Below are 23,569 nucleotides of genomic sequence, written 5' to 3'. Positions count from 1 at the left end.
ATGGATGAAGGCCGCCTGACCCGATCCGCCGCGGCCCGTCCTACCGCGCAGCTTCGACCCGAACCGTCCGGCTGGTGCGCTTGCCATCGGCGGAGCGGCTGCGCAGCTCTACGGCACCGCTGACCGCCACCGGCCCGGCATAGCGTGTCCACGCGCCGCCCTCGACACGATATTCGATCGCGGTGCCGGGGAACATGCTGTTCGCCTCGAGCTTGCCGTTCGCGATCCGCGCGCCCGGCGGCGCGACGCGATAGGCGACGCCCATTTTTTCGAGCATCGGGAACTGTGCCGCGGTGCGCCCGGCGAAATTCTGCCAGCCCGCCTTGAGCTTCGCAGCGTCGACGCGCTTGTCGCCCCATTCATAGCTCGCCCCCGCCTGATAGATCGGGGTCCACGGTGCCGGCGCCCACGCGCGTTCGGCGAGCGCGAGCAGGCGCGGGAAGAGCATATAATCGACCTGCGCGTCGGTACGGATCGTCTCGCTCCAGAGCTGCCCTTGCAGTCCCGCGACGCGGCGGCCCGGTTGCAGAACGGGCTTGTCCTCTATCGCCTTGCCTTCGGCCTGAATGTTGCGGATCGTCGCGGCGTTGGCGGGCAGGTTGCCCGGCATGAAGCCGAACACCTGATACGGATCGACGCCGCGCGAGGCCCAGTTATAACCGCTCTCGTCGGGGTGCGGCGCATAGGGCATGTCGAAATAACCAAGGTCGGGGATCGACAGCACGGCGTCCCAACCACGGTTCATCTGGTCGTGCGCCTCGCGGATCGCGCCGGCGTGCAGCACGCCCCAGATGTTCGTTTGCACCTTCTTTGGCATCGCGGTGGCTTCGGTATGCCCCATGCCGTCGCTCCAGCCGGCGGCTTGCAGCCCCTTGGCGGCGAGGCTCTTGCTCACGCGCTCGATGAAGCGCGGAGTGAGCTTGCCCGCATCGCCGCCATTTTCGGCGATCATCGCCTTGCACGCCGGCGATTTGACCCACGCGCCCGCGGTCTCGTCGGCGCCGAGGTGGAAGGTCTTGAGCGGCACGCCTGCTTGGCGGTGCATGGCCGCGAGCGCATCGACCACGGTGTCGACGAAGCGATAGGCCGCGGGCAAGCAGACATTGAGCGTGTTGTCGCTGTAATGCTGGATGCTGCGATATTCGGTGGTGTCGGCGGGGTCGATCAGCCGGTACGTCTCGGCCTCGGCCTTCTTGCCCGCGGCGGTCAGACGCGCATGGCGCGCCTCCATCGCCTTGATCGCGGCGCGACTGTGGCCGGGCATGTCAATCGACGGGATCACCTCGATCTGCCGCGCCGCCGCCGCCTGCACGATCGCGACATAGTCGGCGACGCTCAGATAGCCGTTGACGCCCCCCGCGCCGTCGGGACCCGCGCCGAGCTGCGGCAGGAGGCACGTCTGTTCGGCGGGATCGTGGCAGCGTTTCGACCCGACCGCGGCCAGTTCGGGGAGCGCCGGGATTTCGATACGCCAGCCCTCGTCGTCGGCGAGGTGGAGGTGCAGCTTGTTGAGCTTGTACGCCGCCATCGCTTCGACCAGCTTCAAAATCTGGTCGCGCCTATGGAAGTTGCGGCCAAGGTCGATGTGGAGGCCGCGAAATCCATATTCGGGCGCATCCTCGACGTGGAGCGGCGCGAGCTTGCCCTTGTCGAACGCCGCCTGCTGCGCCAGCGAGCGCAGCGCGTGGCTTGCCCCCGCTGCGTCGTGCGCGGTGATGGCAATGCCCGATGCCTTGACGTCGAGAATATAGCCCTCGGCCTTTTTCGCGGCAGCGGAGTCGATGCGGATCGTGAGCGGCAGCGCGCCGCCCTCAGGCGACCCGAGCGCTGCCAAAGCAGGCCCAACCGCGCTGCGTTCGACGCCGTTCAATGTCAGCGCGATACCGCGGCCGAGGTCGATCGCCCGCCCCCTACCCTGCACCGCCTTCGCCGGCTTCGGCAGGATCACGACGCCCTTCGCCTCGGGCGCCAGCCGTCCGGCCTGCACATCGAAGGCGCGTTCGGCGGTCAGCCAGCGCGTCTTGTCGGCATCGCTCTTGGTCGCAAGCTTGGCCTCATCGGTCATCGGCGCCACAAAAGGCAGCGTCTCGAGCCCGGTCTCTGGATCGATCACCGCCCGCGTCGCCGCGATGGTGCGCGGTTTCAGCCCCTCAGCGACCAGATAGGCGTTGGGCATCGCGAACGCCTTTGAAAAATTCGAGCCAACGCCCCACAGCTTGATCTCGTGCTTCGAACCGGGGCGCAGCGTCACGCCGGGTTTCAGCGTCAATTGCTGGACGTCGCCATTGACGTGGCGGTGCGTGAAAATGTCGCTTTCGACGCGTGGCAGCGGATTGACGAAGCTGAAAGTGAGCGCAAACCCCTTGGTCGGCAGGTCGGCGGGCAGCGTTTCGAGAAGGGTCAACGTGATCGTCGACAGAAAACAACCCTCGATCCCGGCCGGGCACGCCGGGCGATTGTCGACCACCTCGAGCCGATAACCCAGCGTGTCGGCGAAACGGTCGAGCGCGGCTTGCGACGACGTGTCTGCCGCCAGAGCCTGAGGGGCGGCCAGCGCCGCAATCGCCATCCCGATCAACCCCGTGGCCTGCATTCCCATTCTCCCGATCTATAATTTGTATCTAATTTGTCATGTAGAAACTGAGCGGTCAACGCCTTTCCATTCGGCTGTTTTATAGAGGAAAATAGCAAGATTTCGAGAAATGTCGCATTTCTCTTCATAGCAGCCACCAAATTGGTTTTATATTAGTATTGCAACCCGGCGTCGCTGGAGCGCAATCGTCGCGCATTGGGCGGGGCGGCGCCTTGGCCGTTAGGAATTTGACGGAGAAAAGCCGAATTGGTCCTATCTCAATCACGTGAGACGCGGGCAATCGGGTGGACCCTTTTACGCGAGAGGTTCGCAACAAAGATTGACGCGACGATACCAATGCAACACATAAGGCTGCGGCGCTGGTCCTATCGGCTGAAGCGCTTTTACAACCGGATGGAGCAAACGTCCTTGTCACTGATCGAACGCGTGGGTCCGCTGCAAAAGGACGATCCCACCCCGCTGTACCTTCAGTTGCAGAAGATCCTGCGCGACGCGATCGAGGGGCAGTTGGTCAAGGCCGAAGAGGCCATCCCGACCGAACGCGACCTCGCCGAGGAATTCGACGTGTCGCGCATCACCGTGCGCAAGGCGATCGACGGCCTGGTCGCCGATGGAATCGTTGCACGGCGCCGGGGCGCGGGAACCTTCGTCACACGGCCGCGCGTCGAGAAAAGCTTCTCCAAGCTCACTTCCTTTTCGGAAGACATGGTGTCGCGCGGGCGCAAGCCGCACAGCAAGTGGATCAGCAAGACCGCGGGCGCGGTGACGCCCGAGGAAGCGCTGTCGCTCGGCCTGTCGCCGGGCTCGCTCGTCTATCGCTTCCACCGCATCCGTTATGCCGACGACACTTCGATGGCGCTCGAATATGCGACGATCCCCGCTTATTGCCTGCCATCGGTCGAGGGGGTCGGCGCGTCGCTCTATGAGGCGCTCGAAGCGGCGGGACATCTGCCCGTGCGTGCGCTCCAGCGGCTGCGCGCGGTCGCCTTCACCGCCGAGCAAGCCGAGGTTCTGGGGATCGAGACCGGCACGCCCGGCCTGTTCATCGAACGGCGCGGATTTCTGCCCGACGGCCGCACGGCCGAGTTTACCCAGAGCTATTATCGCGGCGACGCTTATGACGTCGTGGCGGAGCTCAACGGCTAGGCCGCGCAAAAAGCCTCTGCGCAGACCCCAGCCAAGCCGCGCGGCGGCGCGCCCGCGCAACGCGAGATGCGCAACCGAATCTTCGCTGCCTGCGCAATCTGCACAAGACCAATATCGGCCGCCATTTACTACCAATACGCTACAAGCCCGCGTGCCATCGGCGGCCAGCAGCGATCATGCAAAATGTGATCGAGGGTGGCCACACGCGCTGAAATGGGTACACCACAAGGGATGGACGATCAAAATCCGGGCGCAGCAAACATATTTCTTGATAGGACATATATAACCTATATAGTACCAATATATCGAAGGCTGCACAGCACCGACCGGGAGACAAGATTCTATGACGCCGAACGCCGCATCAGACGGACGACAGACGCTGATGGAGCAGGAAGCAGGCGAGGCGGCGGACGCCGTCGCAAGGATGCTGGAGGCGAATCGCGACGCGTTCGCCGCGGTCGCCCGGCGCCTGCGCGCGTCGCCCCCCGCAGCGGTCGTCACCTGCGCGCGCGGATCGTCGGATCATGCGGCGACCTATGCCAAATATCTGATCGAGACGATGACGGGGACGCCCACCGCGTCGGCGGCGCTGTCGATAGCGTCGCTCTATGACGCCCCTGCGGTCACGGGAAACCGGCTGTGCCTCGCGATTTCGCAGTCGGGAAAAAGCCCCGACCTGCTCGCCGCGGTCGAACAGCAGCGCGATGCCGGGGCCTTCGTCGTCGTGCTGGTCAATGCCGAAGGCTCGCCGCTCGCAGCCCTCGCCGACGTCGTGATCCCGCTGTCCGCCGGGGTCGAACGGTCGGTGGCCGCGACCAAATCCTATATCGCCTCGCTCGCCGCGATCGCCGCACTCGTCGCAGCCTGGTCGGAGGACGCGGCGCTTGAAGACGCACTGACCGCCCTGCCCGATCAGCTTGCACAGGCGTTCGCGCTCGACTGGTCGCCCGCGGTCGGCGCCTTTCAGGACGCCACGAACCTGTTCGTTCTCGGGCGCGGCTATGGCCTTGGCGTGGCGCAGGAGGCGGCGCTCAAATTCAAGGAAACCTCGGGACTTCATGCCGAAAGTTTCAGCGCTGCCGAGGTGCGCCACGGCCCGATGGCGATCGTCGGCGATGCCTTTCATGTCCTCGCGCTGGGCGGCACCGACCGCGCCGCCGCCGGTGTTCGCGAGGTCGCCGACGAGTTCCGCGGGCGCGGCGCCAGCGTATTGCTCGCCGATCCCGCGGGCGGCGACCTGCCCGCGATCTCGGCGCATCCGGCGATCGAGCCGATCCTGTTGATCCAGAGTTTTTACCGCATGGCGAGCGCGCTGGCGCTGGCGCGGGGCCACAACCCCGACTCGCCTCCGCATCTCAACAAGGTTACCGAGACTTTATGATCTTTCGTTTCCATAACGGCCGGGTCGCACTGCCGGGCGGTGTCGTTGGCGCGGTGGACATCGCCGTCGCCGACGGCACCGTCACTGCCGTCACACTCACGGCCGACACGCCCGCATACCGGGAGATCGATCTGGACGGCGGCTGGCTCCTCCCCGGCTTCGTCGACACGCAGGTCAATGGCGGCGGCGGGGTGTTGTTCAACGACCAGGTCGATGTCGAGGCGATCGCGGCGATCGGCGCCGCGCATGCGCGCTATGGCACCACCGCCTTCCTTCCGACGCTGATCAGCGACACGCCGGCGCAGATCGCCGCCGCGCTCGCCGCGGTCGATGCCGCGATCGAGCAAGGGGTTCCGGGCGTCGTCGGCATCCATATCGAAGGCCCGTTCATCAATGAGGTGAAGCGCGGCATCCACGAGGCGCATCGGATTCGCCGCCTCGACGACGCCATCCTCGCGACGCTCACCGCGCCGCACCGCGGACGCGTGATGCTGACGCTGGCGCCCGAACTCTGCGACGAGGACGACATCCGCACGCTCGTCCGCCACGGGGTGATCGTCAGCGCGGGGCATAGCGATGCGACCTATGACGAAGCGCAGCGCGCGATCGGCGCGGGACTCTCCGGCTTCACGCATTTGTTCAACGCGATGTCGCCGCTGCATCACCGCAATCCGGGCGCGGTCGGCGCGGCGTTCGACTCCGATAGCTGGTGCGGGCTGATCGTCGACGACGTCCATCTGCACCCCGCGGTCGTGCGGCTGGCGGTCCATGCGAAGGGCAAGGATCGCATCATGCTGGTCACCGATGCGATGCCGAGCGTGGGCACCGACGTCAGCGAATTCACGCTGCAGGGCAAGCGCATCGCGGTGAAGGACGGCGTCTGCATCTTCGAAGACGGCACGCTCGCGGGCACGCACCTCGACATGGCGTCGGCGCTGCGCAAGACGGTCGAGGTGACGGGGCTTTCGGTCCCCGATGTGTCGGCCATGGCGAGCGCGACACCCGCCGCTTTCCTGTCGCTCCAGGACAGCATCGGCGCGATCGCGGCCGGGCAGCGCGCCGACTGGGTGTGGCTGAGCGCCGAACTCGCGCCGCGCGCCACATGGATCGGCGGGCGCGTTGTTCCGGAAACCGCATCGGACCTTGTCCACGCCGCACAATGATAAACAAGCCGCATTACAACAAGCGGCGAAAGTTTTGGGGAATAAGCCGATGAGCTTGATCATCACCTCTCCGCTCAGAGGCTGGGCGACGACGCTGGACAGCGTCCCCGACCCCGTCTTTGCCCAGCGCATGATGGGCGACGGCGTCGCGATCCAGCCGCTCGGCGATACTGTCGTCGCGCCTTTCGACGGCGAGGTGGTGACGCTTCACGACGCGGGCCACGCGATTTCGCTGCGCAGCGCCGAGGGCGCCGAGATACTGATCCATATCGGGCTCGATACGGTGATGCTGAAGGGCGAAGGTTTCACCCCGCTCGTCAGGGTCGGCGACAAGGTGTCGCGCGGCGATCCGCTGATCCGCTTCGATCTCGACGCCGTCGCGCTCGCCGCGACCAGCCTGATCACCCCGGTGATCGTTACCAATGCCGAGGCTTTTGCGATCAGCCGCCGCACCGTCGATTGCGCGATCGGCGCTTGCGAAGCGCTGATGACATTGGTCCCGGTACAGGCCGAGGCGCGCCGCCGGTCGGACGACGGCACGGTGGTCGAACAGGCGGTAACGCTGTCGCTGCCGCACGGCATCCACGCGCGCCCCGCCGCGCGGATCGGCGAGACGGCACGGCGGTTCGAGGCCGACGTGCATCTGCTGAACGGCGACAAGCGCGGCGATGCGCGCAGCACCGTGGCGCTGCTCGCGCTCGGCACAGGCTTTGGCGACGAGGTTGTGGTGCAGGCGCGCGGCGACGATGCCGAGGCGGCGCTCGCCGCCGTCGTGGCGCTGCTTGCGACCGATATGGGCGAAACTGTGCCGCCAGCGACATCGGTCGCGGCAATCCACGAGCAGGTGCTGCGCGCGGGACAGATCGGGGGCGTGATCGCCTCGCCCGGGCTCGCGATGGGTCCGGCGGCGCGGTTGCGGCAGGCCGAGATTGCGGTCGCGCGCGATGGCACCGGCGCCCCCGAGGAACGCGCCGCGCTGCTGGCGGCACGGAGCGAGGTTCGCGGGCAGATTGCAAAGCGCGCCGACAGCGCGGACGGCAGCGTCGCGGCGGTCATGCACGCGCATCTTGCGCTGATCGACGATCCAGAACTGCTTGCGGGCGCGGAGAAACGCATCGCCGAGGGACGAAGCGCGGGCTTTGCGTGGCGCGGCGCGATCCACGATCAGGTCGATGCGATCCGCGCGACGGGCAACGCGCATCTGATCGAACGCATCGACGACCTGATCGATATCGAGCGTCAATTGCTGTCGGCGCTGACAGGCACCCCGCTCGACGGCAATGCCATTCCGGCCGGGGCGATCGTGGTTGCCGAAGACCTTCTGCCGTCGCAGCTCGTGACGCTCGCAGGCGCGAAACCCGCCGGCATCTGCCTCGCGCGCGGCGGGCCGACCTCGCACGTCGCGATCCTCTGCGCGGGCATGGGCCTTCCCGCGCTCGTCGCGATGGGTGATGCGCTGGGTGCGGTTGCCGCCGGTGCGCCGCTGCTGCTCGATGCCGAGATGGGGCATGTCACAGCCAACCCTTCGGCAGCCGACGCCGATGCGTTTACGGCCCGCCTCGCGAAACGCGATGCGCGGCGCGAGGCCGCGCAGGCGGCAGCGAAGGACGCTTGCCAGACCGCCGACGGCACGCGCATCGAAATCTTCGCCAATATCGGCACGGTCGAAGACGCCATACTTGCCGCCGCACAGGGCGCCGAGGGATCGGGGCTCGTCCGCAGCGAGTTCCTCTTCCTCGACCGCGATACCGCGCCGTCGGAGGATGAGCAGCACGCCGCCTATCAAGGCATCGCCGACGCACTGGCGGGCACGCCCGTCATCATTCGCCTGCTCGACATCGGCGGCGACAAGCCCGCCGCCTATATTCCGATCGATGCCGAGGAAAATCCGGCGCTCGGCCAGCGCGGCATCCGCGTCGCGCTCGCGCATCCGGCGCTGCTCGAAACGCAGCTTCGCGCCATCCTGCGCGTCGAGCCCGTCAGCCAGTGCAAGATCATGATTCCGATGGTCGCGAACCTCGATGAGCTGCGGCAAGTCCGCGCACTCATCGAGCGGCTGCGCGGCGAAATGGGGATCGCGTCGCCGGTCGAGGTCGGCGTGATGGTCGAAACCCCGGCGGCGGCGATGACCGCCGACCTGCTCGCCGCCGAGGCCGATTTCCTGTCGATCGGAACCAACGATCTTACCCAATATGTGCTCGCGATGGACCGCGGCAATCCCGCGGTCGCCGCGGGGGTCGACGCGATGCACCCCGCGGTGCTGCGCATGATCGGCGAGACCTGCCGCCTCGCCACCGCGCGTGGGCGCTGGGTCGGCGTATGCGGCGGGCTCGCCTCGGATCCTGCGGCGCTGCCGATCCTTGTCGGGCTCGGCGCCACCGAACTCTCGGCGGTCCCCGGCTTCGTCGCCGAGGCAAAGCAGATCGTGCGCGGACTGACCCTGATCGAAGCACGCGCGCATGCCGAGCTCGCGCTGCAATGCAAATCGGCGGCCGAGGTTCGCGCGCTCGCCCGCGCATTCGAGGAGACACGGCGATGAGGAAAATTCTCGAAACGCTCCAGCCGCTCGGCCGCGCGCTGATGCTGCCGATCGCGGTGCTGCCGATCGCCGGTCTGCTGCTGCGTATCGGCCAGCCCGACCTGCTCGATATCGCCTTCATCTCGGCGGCGGGCGCCGCGATCTTCGAAAATCTGGGCATCCTGTTCGCCATCGGCGTCGCGGTGGGCTTTGCGCGCGACGGCAATGGCGCCGCGGCGCTCGCGGGCGTGGTCTGCTACCTCGTCACCACGACCGGCGCGCAGACATTCCTGACGGCACCCCCCGATATTGGCGCGGGTTTGCCCGAGGCGGCGGCGGCGCTGGCCGCGAAGAATTGGGCGCTTACCCAGATCGACAAGCTCGAGGTGCCCATAGGAATATTGTCCGGCCTCATCGGCGGCAATTTCTACAACCGCTTCGCAACGATCGCGCTTCCCGAATATCTCGCCTTCTTCGGCGGCCGGCGCTTTGTCCCGATCGCCAGCGGGGTCGCGGGGCTGCTGCTCGCCGCCGTCGTCGGCTATGGCTATGCGCATATCAGCGGCGCGATCGATACCGCGAGCCGCACCGTGGTCGAAAGCGGCAGCGCCGGTCTCTTCGTCTATGGCGCGCTCAACCGTTTGCTGATCGTCACTGGGCTCCACCACATCATCAACAACGCCGCCTGGTTCCTCGTCGGCGATTTCGGGGGCGCGACGGGCGACCTTCGCCGCTTCTTTGCGGGCGATCCCAATGCGGGCGCGTTCATGTCGGGTTTCTTCCCGGTAATGATGTTCGGCCTGCCCGCCGCGTGCCTCGCCATGTATCACGAGGCGCGGCCCGAACGACGCAAGGCGGTCGGCGGCATGCTCTTCAGCCTTGCCTTCACCAGCTTTCTGACCGGGGTGACCGAACCGATCGAGTTCACCTTCATGTTCGTCGCGCCGCTGCTCTATGCGATCCACGCGCTGTTGACGGGCGTCTCGATGGCGCTGATGAACGCGCTCGACGTCAAGCTCGGCTTCGGCTTTTCGGCCGGGCTGTTCGATTATGTGCTGAACTTCAGTCTCGCGACGCGGCCATGGATGCTGCTGCCCGTGGGGGCGGCCTACGCCGCGCTCTATTACGGCCTGTTCCGTTTCTTCATCCGCCGTTTCGACCTCGCGACGCCGGGACGCGAAAAGGGTGTGGTCGCCGAAACCGCCACCCAATCGGCAGGCGGTGCGCGCGGCGGAGCATTTGTCGCGGCGCTCGGCGGCGCGGCCAATCTGGTCAGCGTCGATGCCTGTACCACACGCCTGCGCCTGATCGTCGCCGACAGCCAAGCGATCGACGACGACGCGCTAACATCACTCGGCGCGCGCGGTATCATCCGTCCGTCCGAAAAGGCCGCACAGGTGGTTCTCGGGCCGATCGCCGACCTGGTCGCCGAGGAAATCCGCGGCGCCCTGGCGTGGAGCGGCGCCGCGGCGGCGGCGACGCTGACCCCGGTGATAGCCGGCGGCACCGACGCCTCGGGGCTCCCGGCGGAAATCGTCGGCGCGCTCGGCGGCGACGCCAATGTTCGCACGGTCCACGCGCTTCACGGCCGCTTCCGGGTCGAGCTCGCCGATGCGGGGCGCGTCGACGAAGGCGCGCTCGCCCGGATCACGCACGGCATCGTCCGCCCGCGACCCGACATCTGTCACATCCTGCTATGACATAGGGCGGGCGCCTTCCCGTCCTGGCTAATCCCAGTCGAGCGCGCCCTTCTTCCATTCGTAGATGAACCCGATCGTCAAAATGCCCAAAAAGACCATCATCGCGCCCCACGCTTCCCAGCCGAGGTCGTCGACGACCACCGCCCAGGGAAAGAGGAAGGCGGCCTCGAGGTCGAAAATGATGAACAGGATCGCGACAAGATAGAAGCGGACGTCGAACGGCTTGCGCGGCGCCTCGAAGGCGGGAAAGCCGCATTCATATTCCGAAAGCTTTTCGCTATCCGGGGCGTGGGTTCCAGTGAAGCGCGACACCGCCATCGGCAGGAAGACGAACAGAAGCGACAGCGCCAGCGCGACGCCCATAAAAATCAGGATCGGAAGATATTCGATCAACAGCGCGGATGACGATCCCACATTCACGCCAGACACGGATTTGGACAGCACGGCGGCCTCCCTTGGAAGTCGCCGGGCCGTCCCGGACCTGATGCCGGCGCACCGCCCCTTGGGCCGGATGCGCCGGGGAGGACGTGGCCTCGCCGGTTATGGTGCGCCGGTCAGGCGGGCGCGGACAGCTTCATCATCACCAGCCCGCTGACGATCAGCAGCGCGGCGGTAATCCGCATCGCATTCGCCTGTTCGCCAAGCACGAAGATGCCGACCAGAAAGGCGCCGACCGCGCCGATCCCGGTCCAGATCGTATAGGCGGTCCCCAGCGGCAGCGATTTCATCGACAGCGATAGCAGGGCGAAGCTTATTATCATCGCGACGAGCGTAATGGCGGTCGCGCCGGGGCGCGTGAAGCCCTCCGACTGCTTCATCGAATAGGCCCATATGATTTCGAAAATTCCGGCAATCGTCAAATATATCCAGGCCATGACAGCCTCCTTCAAAGGCTGCCGGGCCGTCCCGGACTTGCAAGCCCGCACAGCGCGCGGGCGAGGACGTGGCCTCTTTTTGGCGGCCTGGCAGGGGCAGTAGGACTCGAACCTACGACCCTCGGTTTTGGAGACCGATGCTCTACCAACTGAGCTATACCCCTAGGCCGGAGTGCGCCACTAGCCGGATTGGAGAGGCGGGGCAAGAGGGATCACGGGTTGCGCGGGCGGGCCGGGCTGATATGCGCAATTTCGCATGAGCGCCGCGCCGTCCCCTGCCCCGCCCGACGGGCCCCCGCAGAATTATCTGGGCGGCATCGGACTGCGGCTGCTCGCGATGGTCAGCCTGTCGCTGATGTTCGTGCTCGTGAAATATATCGACGCCGCGGGCATCCATATCGTCGAAAGCCTGTTCTGGCGGCAAGCGCTCGTTCTGCCTTTCCTGCTGCTCTGGGTCCAGGCGACGAGCGGGCTGTCGTCGCTCAAGACGCAGCGGATCGGCGCGCACGCGCGGCGGATGCTGATGGGGCTGACCGGGATGGCGTGCAATTTCGGCGCGATGATCCTGCTGCCGATGGCCGAGGCGACGACGATCAGCCTGTCGGTGCCGATCTTTGCCGTCATCTTCGCCGCGCTGATCCTCGGCGAGGCGACGGGGTGGCAGCGATGGAGCGCGGTGATCGTCGGCTTTATCGGCGTCCTCGTCGTGCTCGATCCGATTTCGAGCTTCGCGGGCGGATTCGGCGGCACGCACGGCCTCGGCACGATCGTCGCGCTCACAGGCGCGATTATGACCGCGCTGATCACCATTGCCGTGCGCGACCTTGGCCGCACCGAAAATGCGGGGACGATCGTCTTCTGGTTCAGCCTGTTGTCGATGATCCCACTCGGCATCGCCCTGCCCTTCGTCATCACCCCGCACGACGGCCATGAATGGCTATTGCTGATCGGGCTCGGCTTTCTCGGCGCGGTCGTCCAGATGTCGCTGACCGGCGCGCTGCGCCTTGCGCCCGTATCGGTCGTAATCCCGATGGATTATTCGAGCCTGCTGTGGGCGATCGCCGCGGGCTGGTGGTTCTTCGGAACTTTGCCCGCCGACACGACGTGGGTCGGCGCGCCGTTGATCATCGCGTCGGGCCTGTTCATCGCCTGGCGCGAGCACCGCCGCCATATCGACCGACCGAAGGAGGTTGCCGCATGACGCTTCCCATTCTCTATCACTGCCCCGACGCCCGCTCTTTGCGCTGCCTGTGGGCGGTCGAGGAAGCCGGGATCGACGTCGACCTCAGGCTGCTCAAATTCCCGCCGCGCGCGTTCGAACCCGACTATCGCGCGGTCAATCCGCTGATGACGATTCCCGGCTGGGTCGAGGACGGGCAGCTGATGACCGAATCGGCGGCGATCTGCGAGCGGATCGCCGAGGGCACGCCGCTCGAGGTGCGCCGCGACGAGGCCGATTATTGGGCGTGGCGCAACTGGCTGCACCGCAGCGACGCGACCCTGACCTTCCCGCTCGCGATCATGATCCGCTATACGCGCGTCGAGCCCGAGGAGCGTCGGCTTGCACAGGCGGTCGATGATTACAAAGCCTTCTTCGGCGGCCGCGCCAAGAGCATCGAGGCGGCGCTGGGCGACGGGCGCGAGTGGCTCGTCGCGAGGCGTTTCACCATCGCCGATATCGTGATCGGCTATGCCGCCTTCCTCGCGACGACATTGGGCGCCGGCGATGTGCTGGGCGATGCGACAAAGGCTTGGCTGGCCCGCTGCACGGCGCGCGAAGGTTTCCGCAGCGCCCGCGCGCGGCAAAAAGCCGCAGCCTGACGCAAAAGGGCTCCACCACAGGGTGAAGCCCTCCGTGCCCCCGTGCATGGCAACGCCAACGGAGAAAACGCATCGGCCTTTCGGGGTGTAGGTCGCGTGAAAGGCCGGATGTGGGGTGAATTTATGCCGCCGCGGGAAGGTTGGCTTTCACATTTTCACACCGCCCGGAATAGGCGGCGAAAGACGCGATCTCAAGGAATCGGGAGGTCGGGCGGCGGCGAGGAGCAAAAGCTGGAATCGACCAGCAACGCCCCTGCGACCGCCACCGTCCGCTCGGTTCCCGCCGCACAGGCCGCCACACGGAACTGGATCGGGGCCAGCCTGGCGCGGACATAGCGATCGGGCGCAGGCCGCAGCCGGAGACGGCGCGTCACGGTCTTTCGCACTTGGTCGGCGAGGACCGGCGGCGGGGCATTCGCGACGATGACCTGCAGCACGCGGCCATCGGGAGAGAAAATCGCCTCGGCGTCGACCACGCCCTCGACCTTCTCGCGCGTGGCCCGGGCCGGATAGTCGTCGCTCGTCACTATGCGCCGCAAGTCTTCCGCTCGCAGCGGGCCGCGGTCGACCATGCCGCCCGCGCGCGCGAACCCCTCGGCCATGATCCTGTCGGCACCGGCGATCCTGGCGTCCGAAAGGCTGACGAGCGCGCGCCATCCGGCCACCTTGTCCGCGGTGTCGCCGCGGCGCAGCGCTGCATCCGCCCACCGGAGCAAGGCGCCGTGATCGGCACCGGGGTCGGTCAAGGCATATTGGGTCAGGAAGCCAACGGCCTGCCGCTGCTCGTCGCGGTCCGCCGCCGCGAGTTGCGCGCGGAGCGCCGGCAGCAGAGCGGCCCGGATCGCTATCGTGCCCGGCTCTTTGGCGGTGGACCAAGCTGCGAACCGGTTGATCGCCGCGGCGCGGACGGCGGCGTCCGGGCTCGCCAGCCGCTGCACCAGCGTCTCGGCCAGGAGCAGCCGCGCCTCATCCTTGTCTGGTGCGGCGCGCATCAGCAAAGCCTCGGCGCGAACCGGGTCGGGCGGCAGGTCTTTCGCGCCTTCCAACAGGAGACGCGCGCCCCGCAGCCATCGATCGCTGTCGAACCCCTTCTCGATGATCGCGACCCCTTCATATGGCGCGTAGCGCGGCGAGAGGGGATCAAGCAGCGCCTGAAACCTGACCGCCTCCGTCCAGGCCCATATCCCGTTGGGCCGGGGCGATGACAGGAAAGTCCAGATGTCGTCGCGGGCGACAAAGGCGCGCATCTCTGTCCCCAGCCATAGCGGGGCAAGATCGCCTTTCGAATAGCCGCGAACCCATAAGATCTTCTGGAGCTCGTTCAGTTCGGCCAAGTCGCGAAAGTCGGAACGCTCCTTCAAATAGCTGGCCAGCTGAGCAACGATACGGGCGTCGTCGAAGGCCAATGCGCTGTCGCCGATGGCAAAACGCAGCACTGCAATGGCCAGCGCCGGGTCCTTGCGGCAGCCGCCCTCACCGCGCCACAGATATTCGGCGATCCGCGACAGCGCGTGGGGGCCGGCTTCGAGGCGGGCAAGATCGGTGCGGTGACGCGCCGCGCTGCGGCAAAGGCGTTCATCGCGGCGACGGTTTTCGCGCATTTCGCTGGAACTGGGCTGAGGCACGGGCGCCATCACCGCCAGCGGCATTCCAGCCGGGGCGGTGAGCATTGCGAGGGCAAAAGCTGGCGACATTACATCAGATTATAAGCCATAGCTGGCTTCGTGCGTCAATTCACCATCCGAGCATAACCCTCCCAATAGGGCGCACGCAGATCCTTGCGCAGAATCTTGCCGCTGGCATTGCGCGGCAGCGCCTCGATCACGTCGATGCTGCGCGGGCATTTGAAGGGGGCGATGCGTTCGCGCGCCCAGGCGATGATGTCGGCTTCGTCGGCCGTCGTGCCGGGCTTGGCGACGACGACCGCCTTGACCGTCTCGCCCCATTTCTCGTCGGGAATGCCGATCACCGCGACCTCCTGCACCGCGGGGTGGCCAAAGATCGCGCTCTCGACCTCGGCCGGATAGACATTCTCGCCGCCGGTGATGATCATGTCTTTCATCCGGTCGTGGATGAAGAGATAGCCGTCCGCGTCGAGATAGCCCGCGTCGCCGGTGCGGATCCAGCCGTCGTCGGTCATCGTGTTTGCCGTCGCGTCGGGCAGGTTCCAGTAACCCAGCATATTGTTCGACGAGCGCGTCACGACCTCGCCCACCTCGCCCGTCGGCACGGGTTGCCCGTCGGGTCCGAGGATGACGATTTCGACCCCGGGGAGCGCCTTGCCCGCCGAGCGCATGCGCGCATTGCCCGCAGGGTCATGATCCTCGGGCGGCAGCATCGAAATGGTGCCGGTCGTCTCGGTCATCCCGTAAGCCTGGATGAACTGCGCGCCGAAGACCTTGATGCACTGGCGCAGCAGATCGAGCGGGATCGGCGCGGCGCCATAGAGGATATATTTGAGGCGGCTGTAATCGACGCTGGCGCAGCGCGGATGCATCAGCAGCATCTGGAGCGCGGCGGGGACGATGAAGAAGCGCGTGACGCCATGCTGCTCGACCGCGTCGAACACCCCGTCGGGGTTGAATTCGGCGAGGATGACGCCGGGCAGCCCCGAGGCGAGCGCCATGATGCCGAGCCCGGTGCCGCCGATATGCGCGCACGGCATCGCGACCAGCACCGCCTCGTCATCCTCCCATTTGGTATAGGGCAGGTCGAGCGTGCTCGAATGTTTGCGGAGCGCGAAGAGGTTGTGGTTCGACAGCACCGCCCCCTTGGGATTGCCGGTGGTGCCCGAGGTATAAAGCTGAAGCACCGCGTCGTTGGCGCCCGAGGGTTCGAAGGGCACGCGCGTCGCGCCGTCGATCATCGCCCAGGCATCGGCGGCGCCGACGATCGCCGGATCGTTCTGCAGCTTGCCCGCGAGCTGATCTGCGACGGTTTCGAACCCGGGCCCGGCGAAGACCATCTTTGCCTGTGTGTCGTTGACGATGAAAGCCCATTCGGCCGGCGACAGGCGCCAGCCGATCGGCGCCATCACAATGCCCGCGCGCGCCGCACCATAGAAGAGCGTGAAATAGAGATCGCTGTTCTTGCCGATCCACGCGATGCGGTCGCCCTTCTTCAGCCCCGCCGCAATCAAAGCCGATGCTGCGCGCGCGGTGCGATCGTCAAGTTCGGCATAGGTATAGACACGATCCTCTTCGCGCAGCGCCACCCGGTCGGGGCGCTCGCCGGCCCAATGGGTCAGGAATTCGTCGAACGTAAACAGCTCCGAAACGTCGCGGCCCATCGGCTCTCTCTCCTCGAATCGCGTCTTTTGCGCGCAATCGAGGGGAGGCTAGCGACTGTACCCGCGAGGTAAAGCGCCGATCGCCGATCCTGTCAGGTCCGTCAGGTGCGGCGGAACAGCAGCATCAGGTTGTTCGCGGGCATCGCGCGGCGCTCGGCGAAGGCGAGACCGGCATCGGCGGCGGCGGCTTTGACGGCGTCGGTATCGCGCAGGCCCCATGCGAGATTGCGGCTGCGCAGGCTGGCATCGAAGGCGAGATTGCTTTCCGCAGTAGGCACGTCGGGTTCGACATAGGGGCCATAGAGGATCAGCGGTGCAGCGGGGGCGAGCAGCCGCGCCGCGCCCGCGAACAGGCCCAGCGTCGCCTCCCACGGGCTGATGTGGACCATATTGATGCAGAGCACCGCACCGGCGCGGTCGATGGGCCATTCGGGCGCCGACGCATCGAGCGCGAGCGGCGGCGCGATGTTCGCAAGACCGGCTTCGGCGCGGTACGCCGTGATCGAGGTCAGGCCGGCGGGATCGGGATCGCTCGGCTGCCAGCCCATATGCGGAAAAGCGGCGGCAAAGTGGACGACATGCTCGCCCGATCCGCTCGCGACCTCCAGCACCGTGCCGGCTTCGGGCAGCCAATCGGCAAGAACCGCGGCGATCGCGTCGCGGTTGCGCAAGGTCGCGGGCGCGTGGCGCTTGTCGGCCGGATCGCCGTCACCCGGCATCCACGGCTGCGCTGTCACTTGCCCTTTGCCTGTGCCCGCGCGCGGCGTTCGCGCGCGATCAGCCAGGCGAACAGCCCGACCGGACCGACCATCAGGGTCAGGAACAGGAAGGGGAATTGCACGATGCGGCTGAACCCCTTCTGGTCGGCGTCGCGCGCGATCCACATGCCGGTGAACAGGTCAAAGGCCAGATAGTGTGTCCACCCCAGCGTCGCGCCGCCCGGGCTGTCGAACAGCTTCATCACCCCGGCCAATGTCGTGAAATCGTTACTGCTTGGCCCGCCGGGGTCGATGCCGCCGGTCAGGTAGCCCACGATCATCACCGTATAGGCAAGGCAGAGGAGGAACACGCCAGCATAGAGAATTGCTGCGAGGGTTTTCGGGCCGCGCGGCAGAAAAACGAGCGCGAACCAGCTCGCGAACGCCCAGTAATTCACCAGCAGAAAAATCGTGTCCCAGCTCATGTCTTGCCCCCTCGCCTGTTCAGATCAGCCCGCCGAGCCCAAACAGGACGACGCCGCCGAGCAGCGCAATGGCCCCCGTAACGACAATCAGCAAGGTCATTCGCGCCGCCGAAGCGCGGCGCGACGCCGCGAACGCCGCCGCCGCGCCCAGCCCGATCGCAAACAGCGGCGCATAGACAAAGGCCCAGTCGTAGCTGAACTCGCGGCGGACCTCGATCATCTCCCATTGCTCGACGACGAGACCATAGGCGGTGATCGCGATAAGCCAGCCGAGGATCGCGACGATCGCGAACAGCGCGCCGGCCGCCAAACACCCCGCGCCGGAGCGCGTTTCGGGGCGTTCGGGGCCGGGCGCGGGTTCGGTCATCAGCCCTCCCAGGCGAGTATGGGCTTCCGCGCCGCGAGCGTCTCGTCAAGGCGCGCACGCGGGGCGAAATGCGGCGCGGTCTTGAGCGCGGGGTCGCCGTTCTTCGCACGCAGCGCGATGCTGCGCAGCGCGCCGATGAACTGGTCGAGCGCCGCCTTGCTCTCGGTCTCGGTCGGCTCGACGAGCATCGCGCCGTGGACGACGAGCGGGAAATAGACCGTCATCGGGTGATAGCCCTCGTCAATCAGCCCCTTGGCGATATCGAGCGTCGAGAAGCCTTCGGCGAGCCCCTTGTCGCTGAACAGCGCCTCGTGCATGCACGGACCCGACGCCGCGAAGGGCGCATCGAGCACGCTCTCGAGGCTGCGCAGCACATAGTTCGCGTTGAGCACCGCATCCTCGGCGACCTGCTTCAGCCCGTCGGCACCGTGGCTGAGGATATAGGTCAGCGCGCGCGTGAACATGCCCATCTGGCCGTGGAAAGCGGTCATGCGGCCAAAGGTCTGCGGATGATCCTCGCCCGCATTCTCCTCCTCGATCAGGCGGAAGTCATCGCCGTGCTTCGTGACGAAAGGCAGCGGCGCGAAGGGCGCGAGCGCCGCCGACAGCACGACCGGGCCCGAGCCGGGTCCGCCGCCGCCGTGCGGGGTCGAGAAGGTTTTGTGCAGGTTGATGTGCATCGCATCGACGCCGAGGTCGCCGGGGCGCACGCGGCCGACGATGGCGTTGAAGTTCGCGCCGTCGCAATAGACATAACCGCCAACGGCATGAACCGCGTCCGAGATCGCCTTCATCTCGCGCTCGAACAGGCCGCAGGTGTTGGGGTTGGTGATCATCACGCCAGCGACATCGGGGCCAAGGCGCGCCTTCAAGGCTTCGAGGTTGACGCGGCCCGCCTCGGTTGCCGGAATGTCCTCGACGGTGAAGCCCGCGAAGGCTGCCGTCGCCGGGTTGGTGCCGTGCGCGCTTTCGGGCACGAGAATCACGCGGCGGTCCTCACCGCGCGCTTCGAGCGCCGCCTTGATGCAAAGGATGCCGCACAGTTCGCCATGCGCGCCCGCCTTGGGCGACATCGCGACGCTGTGCATGCCGGTGAGCGTGATCAGCCATTCGGCGAGCTCGTGGATCACTGCATAGGCGCCCTGCACCGTTTCCTGCGGCTGCAGCGGATGAACGTCCGCGAAACCGGGCATCCGCGCGACCTTTTCGTTGAGGCGCGGGTTGTGCTTCATCGTGCAGCTGCCGAGCGGGAAGAGGCCGAGGTCGATCGCGTAATTCTGCCGCGACAGGCGCGTGTAATGGCGCACCGTTTCGGATTCGCTGAGCCCCGGCAGGCCGATCGGCGCGGTGCGCGCAAGCGCACCAAGGTCGGCGGCGGGTGCAGCCTCGTCGAAGTCGACCCCGGTCGTCTCGCTGCCGCCAATCTCGAAGATCAGCGCTTCCTCGAGCATCAGCGCGCGGTTGCCGGTAAAGGTCGTGCTATCGTCGGCGCCGCCGGCGACATTCATTTCGGGACGCCATCCGGCGCGGTTGAGCGCGGTCATGCCAGCACCTCCTTCAGGGCCGCGGCGAAGGCGGAAATATCCGCATCGGTCACGGTTTCGGTCACGGCGACGACGAGGCCATTTTCGAGGCCGGCGTTGTCGGGATAGAGACGGCCGAGCGAAACGCCGCCCAATATGTCCTTTTCAGCGAGCTTGTGGATCACGGGCCGCGCCGCGGTCGGCAGCAGCAGCGTGAACTCGTTGAAGAAGCTGTTGTTCAACACCGACACGCCGGGCACCTTCGCCAGTTCGGCGGCGGCAGCCTTCGCGCGGCCATGGTTGATCGCAGCGAGCTGGCGGAGGCCCGCTTCGCCGAGCAAGGTCATATGGATGCTGAATGCCAGCGCACACAGCCCTGAATTAGTGCAGATATTGCTCGTCGCCTTCTCGCGGCGAATATGCTGCTCGCGCGTCGACAGCGTCAGCACGAAGCCGCGCTTGCCGTTCGCGTCGACGGTCTCGCCGCAGAGGCGGCCGGGCATCTGGCGGACATATTTGGTCTTGCAAGCGAAGAGGCCGACATAAGGACCACCGAATTGCAGGCCGACGCCGAGCGACTGCCCCTCGCCCACCACGATATCGGCGCCCATTTCGCCGGGCGATTTGATCAGGCCGAGCGCGACGGGTTCGGTCACGACCGCGATCAGCAGCGCGCCCGCGGCCTGACACGCTTCGGCGAGCTTCGTCATATCGTCGATGCGGCCGAGGATGTCGGGATATTGAACGACGACGCAGCTCGTTTCCTTGTCGATGCTGTCCGCGAGCGCCGCCCAGTCGGTGCCGGCGTCGAGGCTCGGGTCGCCATCGACCAGCACATCGCCGGTATATTTCGCCATCGTGCGCGCAACGCTGCGGTAATGCGGGTGGAGGCCCGTCGAAAGCAGCGCCTTCGCGCGTTTGGTGATGCGCCGCGCCATGACGATCGCTTCCCAGCACGCGGTCGAGCCGTCGTACATCGACGCGTTGGCAACGTCGGTGCCGAGCAGCCGCGCAACCTGGCTCTGGAATTCGAACAGCATCTGCAGCGTGCCCTGCGCGATTTCGGGCTGGTACGGCGTGTAGGCGGTGAGAAACTCGCCGCGCTGGATCAGATGATCGACGCTCGCCGGCACATGGTGGCGATAGGCGCCGGCGCCAAGGAAGAAAGGCCCCTCGCCCGCGGCGCGGCTGCGGCGCGCGAGTGCGCCCATGTGGCGCTCGACCGCGAGCTCGCTGGCGTGCATCGGCAAGCCCGCGATCGGGCCATCGAGCTGCGCTTCGGCGGGGACGTCGACGAACAGGTCGTCGATCGACGCAGCACCGATGGTGGCGAGCATCGCCGTGCGATCGTCGGACGTAAGAGGAAGATAACGCATGAACTACTCCGAAGAAGAGGCTGGTTTTGCGGAAAAAAGTTGGACGGTGTCCGCTAACGTGCCCGAAAAGACCGCGGGACCGGCGTGCGTCGTGCGGATCCAGGGCGCGAGCCAGATGCGAAACCCGGCATCGCGGACGCGGCGGCAAAAGGCGTAATCGTCGGCCAGGAGCGCCTGGCTTTCGGGCTCGATCAGCGGGCAGAAAAAAGCGGGTTCGAGTTCGCCGACGCCGTGCGCGTCGCGTTCGGCCGGATCGGGCCGGAAAAGGAGGTCGGGCAAAGCGGCACGCATGCCTTCGAGCACTTCGCGGCGGATCAGCATCATCGCGGTGCCGAGCCGCGCCAGTTCGACCAGATCGGTCATCTTGAAATTCTGGTCGGGGTGCAGGAAATGCAGCGCGAAATCGCCCGAAAACCGGGCAAGGTCGGCTGGATTATCCTTCGCCAGCCCCAGTTCGACCGCGCGCGCGACGTTGCGCCAGTTAATCATTCGCCGCGGATAGGCACCGCCGAGGACGCCGCACTCGGAATGTTCCGCCATGACCTTGATCAGCGAAAAAACATCATCGACCGAAAAGTCGATGTCGGCGTCGACGAACAGCAGGTGCGTGCAGTCGCTGGTGAGGAACATCGCGGTCAGCATGTCGCGCGCGCGCGTGATCGACGGTTGATAGAGGATGAATTCGAACCGCACCACCATGCCAATCGCCTGCGCGCGCAGCGCGAGGTCGAGCGCCGCGCGGACATAGGTGCCCTGCGCCCCTTCATAGATGGGCGTCGCCACCATCAGACGGCAATTGGCAAGGGCAGGATCGGTTGCGATCACATTATCTCCCCCTCCCGCAAGCGGGAGGGGAATCCTTCAAAGCGCGTCGCAGAAGACTTTGTACGCCTTCGCGTCCATCAGCCCTTCGAGCTGGCTCTTGTCGCCAAGCGTCATGCGGAAGAACCAGCCTTCGCCCTCAGGGTCCGAATTGACGAGCGCGGGATCTTCCTCGAGCTGGCCATTGCCCTCGGTAACGGTGCCGTCAACGGGGGCATAGACGTCGCTTGCCGCCTTGACCGATTCGACCACCGCGGCGTCGCCGCCCTTGCTGAGTTCCGCCCCGGTGTCGGGAACTTCGACGAACACGATGTCGCCAAGCTGGCCCTGTGCGAAGTCGGTGATGCCGACCGTCGCGACATCGCCGTCGACGTCGATCCACTCATGCTCTTCGGTGAAATAACGCGGCATCACTCAACCTCCTGTTTTACGAACATAATTATGCGGGACAAAGGGCATCGCGGCGACGGTGCAATGCACGCGCTTGCCGCGCACTTCGGCAGCGACCGCAGTGCCGGGCACGGCGTGGTCGCGCGGGACATAGCCCATCGCGATCGGCGCGCCGACGCTCGGCGCAAAGCCACCCGACGTCACGACGCCGATCTCGTCCTCGCCATCGAACAGCTTCGCGCCCTCGCGCACCGGCAGCTTGCCGTCGACGAGCAGGCCGACGCGCTTGCGCGGGCTGCCGTCGGCGAGGTGGCCGAGGATTCGCGCCGCGCCGGGGAAATTCTCTTCTTCGCGGCGACGCTTGCTGACGGCGAAGCCAAGATCGGCTTCGGCGGGATCGATCGCGGGGGTCAGGTCGTGGCCGTAGAGCGGCAGGCCTGCTTCGAGCCGCAGCGAATCCCGCGCACCGAGCCCGATCGGCTTCACTTCGTCCATCGCGCAGAGCGCATCGGCGAAGACCTCAAGCGCCTCGTTCGGCAGCGAAATCTCGAATCCATCCTCGCCCGTGTAGCCCGAGCGGCTCAGCGCAATCGCATGGCCGGCCCAGGTCGCGCGGGCCGCCTGCATGAAGACGAGGCTCGCGGCCTCGGGCACCAGCCGTGCGAGCGCGTCGACCGCTTTCGGCCCCTGCAGCGCGAGGAGACCATAATCTTCGTTGTGGTTGAGCGTGATATCGTCGGGAAGATTTTCGCGCAGGTGGCCGATATCTTCCCACTTCACCGCGCCGTTGACGACGATGCCGAACTGGTCGCCCTCGTTGGTGATCATCAGATCGTCGAGGATGCCGCCGTCTTCGTCGAGCAAGAGCGAATAGCGCATCCGGCCGGGCTTCAGCCCCGCGATGTCGCCGGGAACGAGCGTTTCAAGCGCCTCGGCGACATCGTCGCCCGACAAAGCCAGCTGCCCCATATGGCTGACGTCGAACAGGCCGGCGTTTTCGCGGACCCACAGATGTTCGGCCATGATGCCTTCATACTGGATCGGCATCCAGTAGCCGGCGAATTCGACCATCCGGCCGCCCTTCGCGCGGTGCCAGGCGTCAAGCGGCAGCGTCGCGGTCTCAAGTCCCGCTTCATCGCCTGTGAATTCGGTGTCGGTCATGCCAGTCTCCCGCGGTTGCATAGCGTGCGCGCGGCCCATCGCCGCGCCTTGTCGCCATGCCCCCTCTGTCACGGGAACCTGAGAGTTTTCCCCCATATCATGGGGTTACCCCTTCGGTGGTTCCGGTTTGGGGCCGGAACGCTTTCCAGAGTGTCCGTTCCAGCCTGCGCGGTCCTGCTGACCTGAGAGTTTCCGGGGCGGTTGCTCCTTCGGTGGTGAGGTGCCGGTTGCCCTGCCCCCACGCTCTCCCGCGCGGCCGGT

General features: G+C 66.3%; 20 protein-coding genes, 1 tRNA gene and 2 riboswitches. Of the genes, 7 read left to right on the top strand and 14 right to left on the bottom strand.

The window, feature by feature from the left end; all coding sequences use genetic code 11:
• Nucleotides 1–40: 40 nt before the first annotated feature.
• A complete protein-coding gene (locus tag ATE70_RS00645) occupies nt 41–2,599 on the bottom strand; it encodes a family 20 glycosylhydrolase (protein ID WP_231732541.1) in 2,559 nt (852 codons plus the stop codon).
• Between the two features lie 387 nt (nt 2,600–2,986).
• On the opposite strand from ATE70_RS00645, the gene ATE70_RS00640 reads away from it, so the two are divergent.
• From ATE70_RS00640 to nagE, 5 genes are all read left to right on the top strand, one after another.
• Nucleotides 2,987–3,739 carry a GntR family transcriptional regulator gene (locus ATE70_RS00640; protein WP_197411367.1) on the top strand — a complete coding sequence of 251 codons (753 nt, stop codon included), beginning with the start codon at nt 2,987–2,989 and terminating at the stop codon, nt 3,737–3,739.
• Nucleotides 3,740–4,082: 343 nt separating this feature from the next.
• On the top strand, nt 4,083–5,120 hold the full coding sequence (locus ATE70_RS00635) for an SIS domain-containing protein (protein ID WP_058536039.1): 1,038 nt from the start codon (nt 4,083–4,085) through the stop codon (nt 5,118–5,120).
• Complete coding sequence (gene nagA, locus ATE70_RS00630; protein ID WP_058536038.1) at nt 5,117–6,283, top strand: N-acetylglucosamine-6-phosphate deacetylase; 1,167 nt, start codon at nt 5,117–5,119, stop codon at nt 6,281–6,283. Before ATE70_RS00635 ends, nagA begins: the two co-directional genes overlap by 4 nt.
• Nucleotides 6,284–6,332: 49 nt before the next feature.
• On the top strand, nt 6,333–8,822 hold the full coding sequence (ptsP, locus tag ATE70_RS00625) for a phosphoenolpyruvate--protein phosphotransferase (RefSeq protein WP_058536037.1): 2,490 nt from the start codon (nt 6,333–6,335) through the stop codon (nt 8,820–8,822).
• Nucleotides 8,819–10,501: an N-acetylglucosamine-specific PTS transporter subunit IIBC gene (nagE, locus tag ATE70_RS00620; RefSeq protein ID WP_058536036.1), complete on the top strand. Its 1,683-nt coding sequence runs from the start codon at nt 8,819–8,821 to the stop codon at nt 10,499–10,501. The genes ptsP and nagE overlap by 4 nt, the downstream gene beginning before the upstream one ends.
• A gap of 27 nt (nt 10,502–10,528) precedes the next feature.
• Here the strand turns inward: nagE and ATE70_RS00615 are convergent, their stop codons facing one another.
• From ATE70_RS00615 to ATE70_RS00605, 3 genes are all read right to left on the bottom strand, one after another.
• Nucleotides 10,529–10,864, bottom strand: coding sequence for an NADH-quinone oxidoreductase subunit A (locus ATE70_RS00615; RefSeq protein WP_058536484.1), 336 nt, complete (start codon nt 10,862–10,864; stop codon nt 10,529–10,531).
• A 191-nt stretch (nt 10,865–11,055) separates the two neighbouring features.
• Nucleotides 11,056–11,376: a DMT family transporter gene (locus ATE70_RS00610; RefSeq protein WP_058536035.1), complete on the bottom strand. Its 321-nt coding sequence runs from the start codon at nt 11,374–11,376 to the stop codon at nt 11,056–11,058.
• Between the two features lie 88 nt (nt 11,377–11,464).
• A tRNA-Trp gene (locus tag ATE70_RS00605) sits at nt 11,465–11,540 on the bottom strand.
• A gap of 92 nt (nt 11,541–11,632) precedes the next feature.
• Here ATE70_RS00605 and ATE70_RS00600 point away from each other — a divergent pair.
• A complete protein-coding gene (locus ATE70_RS00600; protein WP_058536034.1) occupies nt 11,633–12,577 on the top strand; it encodes a DMT family transporter in 945 nt (314 codons plus the stop codon).
• Nucleotides 12,574–13,197 carry a glutathione S-transferase family protein gene (locus ATE70_RS00595; RefSeq protein ID WP_058536033.1) on the top strand — a complete coding sequence of 208 codons (624 nt, stop codon included), beginning with the start codon at nt 12,574–12,576 and terminating at the stop codon, nt 13,195–13,197. The genes ATE70_RS00600 and ATE70_RS00595 overlap by 4 nt, the downstream gene beginning before the upstream one ends.
• A gap of 191 nt (nt 13,198–13,388) precedes the next feature.
• Here the strand turns inward: ATE70_RS00595 and ATE70_RS00590 are convergent, their stop codons facing one another.
• From ATE70_RS00590 to gcvT, 10 genes are all read right to left on the bottom strand, one after another.
• Nucleotides 13,389–14,867 carry an energy transducer TonB gene (locus tag ATE70_RS00590; protein WP_197411344.1) on the bottom strand — a complete coding sequence of 493 codons (1,479 nt, stop codon included), beginning with the start codon at nt 14,865–14,867 and terminating at the stop codon, nt 13,389–13,391.
• 59 nt (nt 14,868–14,926) lie between these two features.
• Nucleotides 14,927–16,486, bottom strand: coding sequence for a fatty acid--CoA ligase (locus ATE70_RS00585; protein ID WP_058536031.1), 1,560 nt, complete (start codon nt 16,484–16,486; stop codon nt 14,927–14,929).
• 101 nt (nt 16,487–16,587) lie between these two features.
• Nucleotides 16,588–17,205: a DUF938 domain-containing protein gene (locus ATE70_RS00580; RefSeq protein WP_082639324.1), complete on the bottom strand. Its 618-nt coding sequence runs from the start codon at nt 17,203–17,205 to the stop codon at nt 16,588–16,590.
• A gap of 14 nt (nt 17,206–17,219) precedes the next feature.
• Nucleotides 17,220–17,669 carry an ABA4-like family protein gene (locus tag ATE70_RS00575; protein WP_058536029.1) on the bottom strand — a complete coding sequence of 150 codons (450 nt, stop codon included), beginning with the start codon at nt 17,667–17,669 and terminating at the stop codon, nt 17,220–17,222.
• Between the two features lie 19 nt (nt 17,670–17,688).
• Nucleotides 17,689–18,036 (bottom strand): hypothetical protein, encoded by a 348-nt coding sequence (locus ATE70_RS00570; RefSeq protein ID WP_058536028.1) that lies wholly within the window; start codon nt 18,034–18,036, stop codon nt 17,689–17,691.
• Nucleotides 18,036–19,544: an aminomethyl-transferring glycine dehydrogenase subunit GcvPB gene (gcvPB, locus tag ATE70_RS00565; RefSeq protein WP_082639374.1), complete on the bottom strand. Its 1,509-nt coding sequence runs from the start codon at nt 19,542–19,544 to the stop codon at nt 18,036–18,038. Before gcvPB ends, ATE70_RS00570 begins: the two co-directional genes overlap by 1 nt.
• Before the next feature lie 32 nt (nt 19,545–19,576).
• On the bottom strand, nt 19,577–20,935 hold the full coding sequence (gene gcvPA, locus ATE70_RS00560; RefSeq protein WP_058536026.1) for an aminomethyl-transferring glycine dehydrogenase subunit GcvPA: 1,359 nt from the start codon (nt 20,933–20,935) through the stop codon (nt 19,577–19,579).
• A gap of 3 nt (nt 20,936–20,938) precedes the next feature.
• Nucleotides 20,939–21,760 (bottom strand): glycosyltransferase family 2 protein, encoded by an 822-nt coding sequence (locus tag ATE70_RS00555; protein WP_231732540.1) that lies wholly within the window; start codon nt 21,758–21,760, stop codon nt 20,939–20,941.
• A gap of 36 nt (nt 21,761–21,796) precedes the next feature.
• Nucleotides 21,797–22,168, bottom strand: coding sequence for a glycine cleavage system protein GcvH (gene gcvH / locus ATE70_RS00550; RefSeq protein ID WP_058536025.1), 372 nt, complete (start codon nt 22,166–22,168; stop codon nt 21,797–21,799).
• A gap of 3 nt (nt 22,169–22,171) precedes the next feature.
• On the bottom strand, nt 22,172–23,308 hold the full coding sequence (gene gcvT / locus ATE70_RS00545) for a glycine cleavage system aminomethyltransferase GcvT (protein WP_082639327.1): 1,137 nt from the start codon (nt 23,306–23,308) through the stop codon (nt 22,172–22,174).
• A 55-nt stretch (nt 23,309–23,363) separates the two neighbouring features.
• A riboswitch (glycine riboswitch) is annotated at nt 23,364–23,467 on the bottom strand.
• Nucleotides 23,468–23,569: riboswitch (glycine riboswitch) on the bottom strand.

Source organism: Sphingopyxis sp. H053, from assembly GCF_001468225.1.
GTDB lineage: Bacteria > Pseudomonadota > Alphaproteobacteria > Sphingomonadales > Sphingomonadaceae > Sphingopyxis.
The sequence above is the reverse complement of the archived record's forward strand: the minus strand, read 5'-3'. Positions and strand labels throughout refer to the sequence as shown.